This window comes from Janthinobacterium lividum (assembly GCF_011601275.1).
Lineage (GTDB): Bacteria > Pseudomonadota > Gammaproteobacteria > Burkholderiales > Burkholderiaceae_D > Janthinobacterium > Janthinobacterium lividum_E.
This window is the reverse complement of the sequence record NZ_JAAOLY010000002.1, coordinates 58,864-70,585: the sequence shown is the minus strand read 5'-3', so window position 1 is coordinate 70,585 and position 11,722 is coordinate 58,864. Positions and strand designations below refer to the sequence as shown.

10 protein-coding genes are annotated in these 11,722 nt (G+C 65.4%); 9 read left to right on the top strand and 1 reads right to left on the bottom strand.

The window, feature by feature from the left end:
• Positions 1-202 precede the first annotated feature (202 nt).
• From GYK42_RS03105 to GYK42_RS03065, 9 genes are all read left to right on the top strand, one after another.
• Complete coding sequence (locus tag GYK42_RS03105) at positions 203-712, top strand: sigma-70 family RNA polymerase sigma factor (RefSeq protein ID WP_166446303.1); 510 nt, start codon at positions 203-205, stop codon at positions 710-712.
• Entirely contained in the window at positions 709-1,701 is a 993-nt protein-coding gene (locus GYK42_RS03100) for a FecR domain-containing protein (RefSeq protein ID WP_166446302.1), read from the top strand. Before GYK42_RS03105 ends, GYK42_RS03100 begins: the two co-directional genes overlap by 4 nt.
• 114 nt (positions 1,702-1,815) lie before the next feature.
• The gene (locus GYK42_RS03095; RefSeq protein WP_205711261.1) at positions 1,816-4,014 is read left to right on the top strand and encodes a TonB-dependent siderophore receptor; all 2,199 of its coding nucleotides are present in this window, start codon (positions 1,816-1,818) and stop codon (positions 4,012-4,014) included.
• Positions 4,015-4,124: 110 nt separating this feature from the next.
• The gene (locus GYK42_RS03090) at positions 4,125-4,406 is read left to right on the top strand and encodes a hypothetical protein (protein ID WP_082127733.1); all 282 of its coding nucleotides are present in this window, start codon (positions 4,125-4,127) and stop codon (positions 4,404-4,406) included.
• A complete protein-coding gene (locus tag GYK42_RS03085; protein ID WP_205711260.1) occupies positions 4,403-6,106 on the top strand; it encodes a PepSY-associated TM helix domain-containing protein in 1,704 nt (567 codons plus the stop codon). Before GYK42_RS03090 ends, GYK42_RS03085 begins: the two co-directional genes overlap by 4 nt.
• Complete coding sequence (locus GYK42_RS03080; protein ID WP_166446300.1) at positions 6,103-6,444, top strand: DUF3325 domain-containing protein; 342 nt, start codon at positions 6,103-6,105, stop codon at positions 6,442-6,444. Before GYK42_RS03085 ends, GYK42_RS03080 begins: the two co-directional genes overlap by 4 nt.
• A gap of 91 nt (positions 6,445-6,535) precedes the next feature.
• Positions 6,536-7,723, top strand: coding sequence for an efflux RND transporter periplasmic adaptor subunit (locus GYK42_RS03075; protein WP_166446299.1), 1,188 nt, complete (start codon positions 6,536-6,538; stop codon positions 7,721-7,723).
• A gap of 5 nt (positions 7,724-7,728) precedes the next feature.
• On the top strand, positions 7,729-9,723 hold the full coding sequence (locus GYK42_RS03070; RefSeq protein ID WP_166446298.1) for a MacB family efflux pump subunit: 1,995 nt from the start codon (positions 7,729-7,731) through the stop codon (positions 9,721-9,723).
• Between the two features lie 127 nt (positions 9,724-9,850).
• A complete protein-coding gene (locus GYK42_RS03065) occupies positions 9,851-10,834 on the top strand; it encodes an ABC transporter substrate-binding protein (protein ID WP_166446297.1) in 984 nt (327 codons plus the stop codon).
• 68 nt (positions 10,835-10,902) lie between these two features.
• Here GYK42_RS03065 and GYK42_RS03060 read toward each other — a convergent pair whose 3' ends face one another.
• Positions 10,903-11,442 (bottom strand): hypothetical protein, encoded by a 540-nt coding sequence (locus GYK42_RS03060; RefSeq protein WP_166446296.1) that lies wholly within the window; start codon positions 11,440-11,442, stop codon positions 10,903-10,905.
• Between the last annotated feature and the right edge of the window lie 280 nt (positions 11,443-11,722).

The window sequence follows — 11,722 nt, the reverse complement described above, 5'->3', positions numbered from 1 at the left end:
CAAGCCGGACGATGGCCGCCATTTTACCCCATCGCGGGTGGCTGGCGGTCCCGCGCTGCAGCGCCTGGCGGTTGGCCGGCGTTTGAATTAGTTGGTATTTCTGGCAATGCCGCGATTGCATGAATGGCAGGAACGCGGTTAGAATGAGAATAATTCTTATTTACATTCTCGGGCGCCGCACGCCCGGGCGGAAAGGGATGCCATGTCGGCCGCCGATTTTGCACAGCAACAAGACCTGCACGCGCTCTACAGCAGCCATCACGGCTGGCTGCAGGGCTGGCTGCGGCATAAGCTGGGCAATGCGGGCGACGCGGCGGACCTGGCGCAAGACACCTTCATCAGCGTGCTGACGGCCCATGCCGCGCCGCAGATCCGCGAGGCGCGGCCTTTCCTGGCCACTATCGCGCGCCGCCTGGTGGCGCACCGCCACCGCCGGCAAGTGCTGGAAGACGCCTATCTGGAAGCGCTGGCCTGTTTGCCGCCCGACGTGGCGCCCGCGCCGGAAGAGCGGTTGCTGGCGCTGGAAGCCTTGCAGGAAATCGACCAGGCCCTCGACGGCTTGCCCTCACCCGTGCGCACGGCGTTCCTGCTGGCGCAACTGGAAGGCCTCAGCTATGCCGATATCGCCGCGCGCCTGGACGTGTCGGCAAGCTCGGTCAAGCAATACCTGACGCGTGCCAACCGCCAGGTGTTTTTCTCGCTGCCGGCATGAGCACGCTGGGGAGTGCTGCGGCCCCGGCGGCCATCAGCGATGCGGTGCAGCAGCAGGCGGCCGAGTGGCTGACCATGCTGATGTCGGGCGAGATGGACGCGGCGCGGCACGCCGCATGGCAGCGCTGGCGCGAGGCCGACCCCGAGCATGAGCGGGCCTGGCGGCATATCGAGGCCGTGTCGCAGCGCTTCAACGGCTTGCACCGCGGTGCGGCCGCGCAGGCGCTGGCCGGCACGGAGCAGAAAGCCGTCAACGGCAAGCGGCGCCAGTTGCTGGCGTGGCTGGGCGTGGCGGCCGGCGGCGGCATGCTGGCCGCGCAGACGGATGCGTGGGACGGCGTGCGCACCCTGCGCGCCGACTACCGCACGGCCACGGGCGAGCGGCGCGAGGTGGCGCTGGACGATGGCAGTGTGCTCAGCCTGAATACGGGATCGGCCGTGAACGTGCGTTTTGACGCCAGCCGCCGCCGGATCGAGCTGCTGGCCGGCGAGATCCTCGTCACCAGCGGCCATGGCGCCGGCAGCGGCGCGCCTTTGGTCGTGGCCACGCGCGAAGGCCTGGTGCGCGCGCTGGGCACGCGTTTTGCCGTGCGCCAGCAGGATGACTACAGCACGGTCGACGTGTTTGAAAGCGCCGTTGAAATCCATCCCCGCGACGGCGACGGCGCCCCCTTGCTGCTGGCGGCCGGGCGCGGCGTGGCATTTTCTCGCCAGGCGCTGGACGCGCCGCACGCCATCGGTGCGCATGCGGACGCCTGGTCGCGCGGGCAGCTGATCGTCGACGACGTGACCCTGGGCGATTTCCTGGCCGACCTGGCCCGCTACCGCCCCGGCGTGATCGATTGCGCGCCGCAGGTGGCCCAGCTGCGCCTGTCGGGAGTGTTCCCGCTGGCTGACACGCAGCGCATTTTGAACATGCTGCCGGACTCGCTGCCGGTGCAGGTACGTAGCCGCACGCGCTACTGGGTGACGGTCGAACCGGCCCCGTAGTACTCCACAAAAAATATTTGCAGTCGGACTGCCCGTTTTTCGTTTTCGCGGCACCTACAGAGTAGGGCGCCTGTTTTTCACCGTCTGATGACGCCACTACTATCAGGAACTTGCATGTCGCACGCTTTGAATTTTGTCAGTTTGCCATCTCCTCACTGCGCATTGCGTCCGCTGGCGCAAGCGGCTGCGGCCCTGTGCCTGGCCGCCAGCTTGCCGGCCATCGCGCAGCAGGCGCCAGCCACCCCCGCCGCCGAACAGACCATGCTCGGCGTGTCCGTTACGGCGGGGCGCGATGCGACAACAGAGGGCAGCGGCTCCTACACGACGGGCGTGAGCAATACGGCAACCAAGCTGAATTTGTCGTTGCGCGAGACGCCGCAGTCGGTCAGCGTGCTGACGCGCCAGCAGATCGACGACCTGGGCATCACCACACTGGACGACGCGGTGCAGTCGATCACGGGGTTGGTCATGCAAAAGGGCAACTTTACGGGCGATTCGGGCAGTTTCAGCGCGCGTGGCTTTCCAATCGACAACATTCTGTTCGATGGCTTGCCCACCAGCCTGGGCGCGAACGGCACCTTCAATGGCGACAATGACGACCTGGCCATCTATGACCGCATCGAGGTGGTGCGCGGCGCCACTGGTCTGATGACGGGCAGCGGCACGCCCAGCGCGGCCATCAACATGGTGCGCAAGCGCCCGACGGCCGCGCCGCAAGCCACGTTTTCAGCCAGCGTGGGCAGCTGGAGCAACTACCGCCTGGAAGCCGATGCGGCCAATGCGCTCAACGAAGCGAAAACCCTGCGCGGGCGCATCGTCGTGACGGTGCAGGACAAGAAGGATTTTGTCGACGCGCTGCATGGCCGCAACCACCAGCTGTACGGCATCATCGAAGCGGACCTGCGCCCCGACACCACCCTGACCGTGGGCGCGCACTACCGCAAGACGGACAACGACGGCGTCGCGACGGGCGTGGTGACGGCCGCCGATGGCCGCTTCCTGGATTTGCCCCGCTCGACCTATTTGGGCAGCGATTTCGACGACTGGCGCCAGACGGACAAGACCATCTTCGCCGAACTGGAACACCGCTTTGCCAATGGCTGGAAGGCCAAGCTGGCCGCCACGCGCAAGACGCCCGAGATCGACACGACGTTTTCCGGGATCAACCGCCGCGGCGACACCCTGCGCTTCAATTCGCAAAGCTACCGCGCCGAGCTGGCCAACACCAGCTATGACGCGTATGCGAGCGGCAGCTACAGCCTGTTCGGCCGCGAGCACGAGCTGACGGTCGGCGCCAGCCACCGCCGTTCGTCGAAAAACAGCTATGGCGGCTGGGCCCCGTACAGCTGGGGCGCGGCGGCGCCCGTGCTCGACCCGTTCCACTGGGATGCGGGCAGCGTGGCGCGCCCCGTCATCAACTACGCGCAGTGGCGCACGGCCAGCATCACCGAGCAAAGCGGCGTGTATGCGGGCACGCGCATGCGCCTGGCCGACCCGCTGTCGCTGGTGCTGGGCGGGCGCGTGAGCTGGTACAAGGACGATGCCGGCTACTCGGTGGCGCGCGAATTCACGCCGTACGCCGGCGTCGTGTATGACCTCGACAAGCATCATTCCGTGTACGCCAGCTGGACCGAGATCTTCCAGCCGCAGGCGGCCACCGACGCCCATGCGCAGCCATTGAAACCGATCAGCGGCACCAACTATGAAGCGGGGGTGAAGGGCGAATACTTCGGCGGCGCCCTCAATGCCAGCGCGGCCGTGTTCCAGATCCGCCAGCAAAACCGTGGCGTGGACGACCTGGCCGGCCCGAACCCTTGCCCGGGCAGCACTTGGGGCTATTGCCAGCGCGCGTCGGGCGAAGTGCGCAGCGAAGGCGTGGAGCTGGACGTGGCGGGCGCGCTGACGCCGGACTGGCAGCTGTCGGCCGGTTTTACGTATGTGAAGGCGCAATTCAAGCGCGACAGCGATCCGGCCAATATCGGCAAGGATTTCAACAGCCGCTATCCGCGCCAGCAGCTCAAGCTGGCCACCAGCTACCGCCTGTCCGGCGCGGCGCAAGGCTGGCGCGTCGGCGCCTCCGTGTACGGGCAGGGTCCGACGGAATCAAACGACGGTACCTACCGTCTGCGCCAGGGTCGCTACGCGATCGTGGGCTTGAACGCGGCGTGGCAGATCGACAGCCGCGCGGAGCTGCGACTGAACGTGAACAATGCGCTCGACAAGCACTATTACCAGAGCATCTATTCCGATGTCTTCGGCAACATGGTGGGTACGCCGCGCAACCTGATGCTGACCTTGAACTACACACTGTAAATAACCGCTTTTGAATGATTTATCTTGATGAAGGATGCCTGGCTTATGGAAGTGCAGTTGAATCTGGCCCGCGATGGCGCGCGCCAGCGCATGCCGCAGGGAGCGCCGCGATGATGAAATCGGCCCACATGATGTTGTTCTCGCGCGTGCTCGCCGCCATCTTTGGCGGCTATGCACTGACGTCCGGCGTGGCCGTGCTGCTGTCGGCCGTGCTGCCGCTGTCGCGCGCCGAAGCCGTGCTGACGGCCACCCTGAGCGCCTTCGTTGTCTACACCTGCGCCGTGATCTGGGTCTTTGCCGTGCAAGACCTGCGCCGCGCCTGGCTCGGGATGCTGTTGCCGGCCATCGTCTGCGGCGGCCTTGGCCTGCTGCTGTCGCGGGGTGCTGCATGAACGCCGTCAAGGTAGACAAAGTGATCAAGACGCCGCAGCAGGGCGGTTTGCGCCAGGCGATGGCCTGGCTGCACACGTGGAGCGGGCTGTGGATTTCCTGGCTGCTGTTCGCCATTTTCCTGACCGGTACCCTGGCCGTCTTCGACGAACCGATCACCCACTGGATGACGCCCGAACATGCACTGGAAGAGGCGGCGCATGCGAACGATCCGCCGCTGCCGAAGGTCACGGACCGTGGACACCGCCTGGAGCTGGCGCTCGACTTCATGGCCAAGGAACATCCGAAGGCGGACATGTGGGAAATCTGGCCCGTGCAGCGCCCGGGCCACGGCCTGTCCGCCTACTGGTTCCAGCCCGCCGGCGGCTATGGCTCGGCTGACCTCGATCCGTTGACGGGTGCCGTCGTCGAACATGCGCGCGAGGCAACGCAGCGCGACACCATCGGCGGCCATCATTTTGTCGATTTCCACTACGAGCTGCACGCGGGACGCATCGGCGTGTGGATCGTCGCCATCACCACCATGATCATGCTGGTGGCGCTGGTGAGCGGCGTCATCACGCACAAGCGCATCTTCAAGGATTTCTTCACCTTCCGCCCGGCCAAGGGCCAGCGTTCGTGGCTCGACGCGCACAACGCGGTGGCCGTGCTGACGCTGCCGTTCCAGTTCATGATCGCCTACACGGGCCTGGCCTTCTTCAGCGATGACTATGTGCCGGCCCCCGTGGTGGCGCAATACGGCATGGACAATGCCAAGAAGGCCTTCCTGGCCGACTGGAACGATGTGGGTAAACCCGCGAAGACAGGCCAGCCGCTGGCCATTCCCGCGCTGGAATCGTTTGCGCTGCGCGCCGAACAGGCCATCGGCCAGGAAATCCGCGCCGTGGTGCTGGACAATCCGAACGACGCCTCCATGCGCGTGTGCATGTACGGCTGGAATGAAGAGACGGACACGATGGAACGCATCAGCGCCAACACGGGCAGGGCCTGCTATGCGCTGGCCACGGGCGAACAGGTCGCCTTGCGCCGTCCCGGCGAGTCGGATACGGGCGGCGCGGGCCTGACGCGCTCCGTCATGTCGAACCTGCACATGGCGGGCTTTGGCGGCACACCGATGCGCTGGCTGTACTTCTTCTGCGGCCTGGCCGGCACGGCCATGATGGGCACGGGCGCCATCCTGTTCATGGTCAAGCGCCGCCAGAAATCCGGCGGCGAATTCGGCGCCTACACGCAGCGCGTGTACCGCGTCATCGAATGCCTGAACGTGGCGGCGATTGCCGGCCTGGCCATCGCCTGCGTGGGCTTCCTGTGGGCCAACCGCCTGATTCCCATCGGCGTCGAGCACCGCGCCGGTTGGGAATTGCGCGCCTTCTTCGGCGTGTGGTTTGTGATGCTGGCGCACGCCTGCCTGCGCGCTGAAAAGCGCGCGTGGATAGAACAACTGGGCTTGCTGGCCGCCCTGTGCCTGATGCTTCCCGTCCTGAATGTACTGAGCACGGGCGATAACCTGGCGGCGCAAACCGCGCGCGGCGACTGGGAAAGCGCCGGCGTGGAACTGGGCGGCATGGCCTTCGGCCTGCTGGCCGCCTGGGGCGCGTGGAAAGTCCACAAGCGCAAGGAAAAGCCCGTGAAAAAGGCCGCGGCCAGGGAAAACGCTGCGTCCACGGCCAGCCTGCACGTCACTACGGAAGGACAGTCATGATCCCTACCATCCTCTGTGCGCTGGGCCTGTCGTATGCGGGCATGGCCAGCCTCTCGCTGGCGATGGACCGCCACCACGGCCAGGTCTGGGGCAGGGACGCGGCGCCGAACGTGCGGCGCGCGCTGCAGTTGGCCGGCACCTTCCTGCTGGCGCTGGCCATCTGGCCCTGCGTGGCCGGCTGGAGCGCGACCGTCGGCGTCGTCGCCTGGCTCGGTTTCATATCGGCCGGCGCGCTGCTGGTGGCCCTGCTGCTGCCGTATGCCCCACGCTTGCTGTTTCGTAGTTCCCTGCTGGCAGCCGTCGCCGCGCTGGCAGGTCTTGTGACGTTCCTGCGGTGATATTCACCGCCATTTTCAAGGATAGACCGATGCACTTTTCACGCCTGGCGACACCGATTGATGTTTTGAATGTATTGAAAGCGGCTGCCTGATGGCGGCCCGCCTGCCTACCCGCCGCGCCCGGATCCTGGGCGGCGTGGTCTTGCTGGCGCTGTTCGGCGCCGGCGCATTGTGGGCCACGCGCGGCCCGAAAACCGTGTTCGACACGGCGCCCGTCAAGCGCGGCAATATCGAGGCCAGCGTCACGGCCATCGGCACCCTGCAGCCGCAAACCTATGTCGACGTGGGCGCGCAGGTGTCGGGCCAGATCACGCGTTTGCACGTGCAGCCGGGTAGCGCCGTGGAAAAAGGCCAGTTGCTGGCCGAGATCGACCCCAGCGTGCAGCAGGCCACGGTCGACGCGGGCCGCGCCGCGCTGGCGGGCTTGCGCGCGCAGCTGGCCGACCAGCAGGCGCAGCACCGCCTGGCCGGACAGCAGCACGTGCGCCAGAAGCAGATGGCCAAGTTCGATTCGACCCCCTTGGCCGACCTGGAAACGGCGGAAGCCACCCTGGCCTCGGCCGGTGCCAAGATCGACCACCTGAAGGCGCAGATCGACCAGACCCAGGCCAGCCTGAAGGCGGACGAGGCGCGCCTCGGTTACACGCGCATTTATGCGCCGATGGCCGGCAAGGTGGTGGGCCTGGATGCGAAGGAAGGGCAGACCCTGAACGCCACCTACCAGACGCCTAACATCCTGCGCATCGCCGACCTGTCGGCCATGACGGTATGGACGGAGGTGTCGGAAGCGGACGTGCGCCGCGTGCGCCCGGACATGCCCGTATACTTCACCACCCTGGGCGGCGACCAGCGGCGCTGGAGCGGCAAAGTGCGGCAAGTGCTGCCGGCGCCGCCGGTGCCCGGCGGTTCCGCCGCCGGCACGGCCCTGGCGCCGTCGACCAGCAAGGTGATCCTGTATACAGTGCTGTTCGACGTCGATAACGCCGATGGCGAATTGATGCCGCAGATGACGGCGCAAGTAGTGTTTGTCACGGCCGCGGCGAACAATGTGCTGGCCGTGCCCTTGCCGGCCCTGAAACCGTCGACGGAAGAAGGCGCCAAGCCGGGGCAGTTCACGGCCCGCGTGATGGATGCGGACGGCAAGGTCGATACGCGCGCCGTCACCGTGGGCGTGCGCAACCGCCTCAGCGCGGAAGTGCTGCAAGGCTTGCGCGAAGGTGAATTGCTGGTCACGGGCGAGCAGCCGGCCGGCAACGGCAGCAGCAGGTTCCAGCTGTGAGCGCGATGAGCGAGGCCAGGTCGCTGGGACAAGCAGGAGAGCCTGGCCGGGCGGCGCCTTTGATTGAACTTGCCGGTATCCGCAAGCGCTACGGCGGCCATGACGGCGCGCCGGCCGTGGAAGTGCTGCGCGGCCTGACCCTGTCGATTGGCGCCGGCGAATTCGTCGCCATCGTCGGTGCGTCCGGTTCCGGCAAGTCGACCCTGATGCATTTGCTGGGATGCCTGGACCGCCCCAGCGACGGCACCTACCGCTTTGCCGGCCAGGATGTGGCCAGCCTGAATGCCGATGAACTGGCGTGGTTGCGGCGCGAAGCGTTCGGCTTCGTTTTCCAGGGTTATCACCTGATCGCCACGGAATCGGCGCGCGAAAACGTGGAAGTGCCGGCGCTGTACGCGGGCATGCCGGCCGCGGCCCGCCATGCGCGCTCGGAAGCGCTGCTCAAGCGCCTGGGTCTCGGTGAGCGGCTAGACCACCGGCCGAACCAGTTGTCGGGCGGGCAGCAGCAGCGCGTGTCGATCGCGCGCGCGCTGATGAATGGCGGGCGCATCATCCTCGCCGATGAACCGACGGGGGCGTTAGACAGCAGCAGCGGCGCCGAAGTCATGGCCCTGCTGGGCGAGCTGGCCGACGCGGGCCATACCATCATCCTGATCACGCATGACCGCAAGGTGGCGGCCCAGGCGCGCCGCGTGATCGAGATCAGCGATGGCGAAATCGTCGAAGACTCGGGCGCCATCGCCATTCCCGCCACGTCGACGGCCCTGCCGCCGCTGGACATGTCGCGCGCCGCCCACGATACCGGTGCGTCGCTGGGCACGGAATTGCTTGACGCGGCGCGCGCCGCATGGCGCGTGCTGTGGATCAACCGCTTCCGCACGGGTTTGACCCTGCTCGGCATCGTCATCGGCGTCGCTTCCGTCATCGTCATGCTGGCCATCGGCCTGGGCACGCGCCAGCAGGTGATGGCGCAACTGGGGGCGTTCGGCTCGAATCTGCTGTACATGGCGTCGCGCGGCGAAAGCTCGCGCATCCCGGGACGCAGCATCACCCTGGCCGACCTCGATGCGCTCAAGGACGTGCCGGGTATTTCCCACGTGCTGCCGAATGTCACGGGCAACAAGGTGATACGCCACGGCAACCTCGACGTGCAGACCTATGTGCGCGGCACGGGGCCGGCCCTGCCGCAGATCCAGACCTGGCCCGTGGCCAAGGGCGGCTTCTTTACGGAGGAAGACGAGCGCGAGATGGCCACCGTGGCCGTGCTGGGCGCACACCTGGCGGAAAAGCTGATGCCCGACGTGCCCAATCCCGTGGGGCAGAGCATCCTGATCGGCAACGTGCCGTTCCAGGTGATCGGCGTGATGAGCGCGAAGGGTGCGCTGACGGGTGAGAAGGATGAAGACGACGTGCTGCTGCTGCCGTTTTCCACGGCCGGCATCCGCGTCTTCGGCCAGCGCGAGCCCACCTACACGGTAATGGCGGTGGATGACGTCAAGCGCGTGACGGAGGTGGAGGCGGCCGTCGATGCCACCATGTTCGAGCGCCACCGCATCCGCGACTACGGCATCAGCAACGCGGCCGCGTCGATCGCCGCCGAAGCCAAGACGCAGGACAACATGACCATGATGCTCAGCCTGATCGCCGCCGTCTCCCTGGTGGTGGGCGGCATCGGCGTCATGAACGTGATGCTGATGACGGTGCGCGAGCGCACGCGCGAAATCGGCATCCGCATGGCGACGGGGGCGCGCCGGCGCGACATCCTGCGCCAGTTCCTCACCGAAGCCGTGCTGGTGTCGGTGGTGGGCGGCGTGGCCGGCATCGTGGTCGGCGTAACGGTGGCCGGCCTGCTGCTGGTGTGGGACGTGCCGGTGATCTTTTCGCTCAGCGCCATCGCCGGCGCGTTTGCCTGCGCCGTGGTAACGGGGCTGGTGTTTGGCTTCATGCCGGCGCGCAAGGCGTCGGGACTCGATCCGGTGGTGGCGCTGGCGGGACAGTAAGTGCTGTGACGCTGCCGGCAAAAAAAATGTTTCTCTGGCTTCAACACACGGTACTATCTCCCCATAATAAAAAAGCAGTGTTTCGCGTGCCCTTGCGGGCACACACCAACCACCACAGGAGAACCCGATGCAGAAAAAATCAACCCTGAAGACCGGTATCGCCGCCGCCCTCATGCTGGCCTTCGGCATGGGCGCCGTCCAGGCGCAGGAAGTCGTGCGCCTGGGCAATTTGAAATTCGCCCATTACGGCGCCGTGTCGTACATCAAGGAAATCGCGCCCAAGTGCGGCATCAAGGTCGAAGAGCATATCTTCGCCAAGGGCCTCGACGTGATGCAGGCGATTATCGCGGGCGAGCTGGACGTGGGGGCGACGGCGTCCGAAGCGGCCATTTCCGGCCGCGCCGGCGGTGCGCCGATCTACGTGGTGGCCGGTTTTGCCAAGGGCGGTGCGCGCCTGGTGGGCGGGGCGGGGCAAAAGATTAGCAGCGTCAAGGAACTCAAGGGCAAGCGCGTGGGCGTGACGCGCGGCGGCATCCAGGAAGTGCTGCTGCTGGCCGAGCTGTCGCAGGCGGGCCTGACGTATTCGGAAACCAAAGGCAAGGATGTGCAGCTGGTATTTCTCGCCTACGCCGACTTGAACCAGGCGCTGATGGGCAAGAATATCGACGCCATGATGCAGTCGGAGCCGCAATCGTCGCAGGCGATCAACAAGGGTTTCGGCACCGAAGTCATCAAACCGTATGACACGCCGATCGGCGAACCCGTACGGACCATGGTGATGACGGAAAAGTTCTACAAGGAACGCCGTCCCGTGGCGGAAAAGTTCATGCGCTGCTTCGTCGAAGCCACCAAGACCTTTATCGACAACAAGGCGACGGCGGAAAAATATGTGCGCGAAGTCGTGTTCCGCGGCCAGATCACGAAGGATGACTTCGACGACGCGATCAGCAATTCGCCGTATTCGTACGACATCTCGCCCGAGCATATCCAGGTGACCACGGACGTGATGGTGAAAACGGGCGTGGGCCGCATGACGAAGCCGCCCGTGGCCAAGGACTGGGTCAAGACGGACTTGCTGGAGCAGGCGAAAAAGAGCCTGAACGTGAAGTAAATCAGACAGCCATGAAAAAAACCTCCGCACCAGCGATGGCGCGGAGGTTTTTTTGTGAAGGAGTGGCTTTAGCGGGCGTTAAAACCCATCCAGCCTTTTTCCGTCTGGCGGAAGCTTAGTGTGTAGATGCGGGTCAGTTCATCGCCTTTCTTCAGCTGGCGGCTGATGATGGCGCCGTAATTGTCTTGCACGAGCTGGTCCGACCATTGCATCAGGTTATCGAAACGCTCGGCCGTCATCGCCGCCTGGCGCGCCAGCAGCGGTGCGGGAATCGCCTTTTTTTCCAGCTGCTGTACCCAGAATTCGCGGAAAACCTTGTTCTCTCCGCCCATGCCGCGCGCCATCAGACCCAGGCCCATGGTCATGCCCACGGAGCCATCCGTCTTTGCCTGCGCTTCGAGCTTGTCGGCCACGTCGGCCAGCAATTCCAGATAGCCCACCTTGGCGCGCAGCACGGCCGAGCCCTTGATTTCATACTGTTCGTTCTCTTTCCAGCCGTTGAGCTTTTCCAGCTTCGCGATGTCGAAGTAATCCTTGTACAGGTCGTAGCTCTGGACGGATGTGCGGAAATACTCTTCGTACGTGGATTGGGAAGGTGCGTCTTTCATGCAGCCGCTTAATATAGTGCAGGCGGCCAGCAGCAGACAGGTCCAGGAAATTTTCTTGAAAGAGAACATGGCGGTGGGGGCGAGTGGCGAAAGGTGAAAGACTGTTGCTCTATGGACATAATTATAGGGCTGGCTCATCGGGATGGCAACGTGCCCGCGGCGCGGCGGCAGTGCGCCGCAGGAAAGATTGCCGAAATCTTGAGGCTGCGCCACCCGTCGCGGCCGAGGCGCGATATCATGGCAGGCTTGCGGTATCGGCTGGCGGCAAATTGCCTGCAGC

What these genes read in the sequence shown, in the direction of transcription:
- GYK42_RS03070 (WP_166446298.1), top strand. Translation starts at nt 7,729, where the DNA reads ATGAGCGAGGCCAGGTCGCTGGGACAAGCAGGAGAGCCTGGCCGGGCG.
- GYK42_RS03105 (WP_166446303.1), top strand. Translation starts at nt 203, where the DNA reads ATGTCGGCCGCCGATTTTGCACAGCAACAAGACCTGCACGCGCTCTAC.
- GYK42_RS03085 (WP_205711260.1), top strand. Translation starts at nt 4,403, where the DNA reads ATGAACGCCGTCAAGGTAGACAAAGTGATCAAGACGCCGCAGCAGGGC.
- GYK42_RS03090 (WP_082127733.1), top strand. Translation starts at nt 4,125, where the DNA reads ATGATGAAATCGGCCCACATGATGTTGTTCTCGCGCGTGCTCGCCGCC.
- GYK42_RS03095 (WP_205711261.1), top strand. Translation starts at nt 1,816, where the DNA reads ATGTCGCACGCTTTGAATTTTGTCAGTTTGCCATCTCCTCACTGCGCA.
- GYK42_RS03080 (WP_166446300.1), top strand. Translation starts at nt 6,103, where the DNA reads ATGATCCCTACCATCCTCTGTGCGCTGGGCCTGTCGTATGCGGGCATG.
- GYK42_RS03065 (WP_166446297.1), top strand. Translation starts at nt 9,851, where the DNA reads ATGCAGAAAAAATCAACCCTGAAGACCGGTATCGCCGCCGCCCTCATG.
- GYK42_RS03075 (WP_166446299.1), top strand. Translation starts at nt 6,536, where the DNA reads ATGGCGGCCCGCCTGCCTACCCGCCGCGCCCGGATCCTGGGCGGCGTG.
- GYK42_RS03100 (WP_166446302.1), top strand. Translation starts at nt 709, where the DNA reads ATGAGCACGCTGGGGAGTGCTGCGGCCCCGGCGGCCATCAGCGATGCG.
- GYK42_RS03060 (WP_166446296.1), bottom strand. Translation starts at nt 11,442, where the DNA reads ATGAAAGACGCACCTTCCCAATCCACGTACGAAGAGTATTTCCGCACA.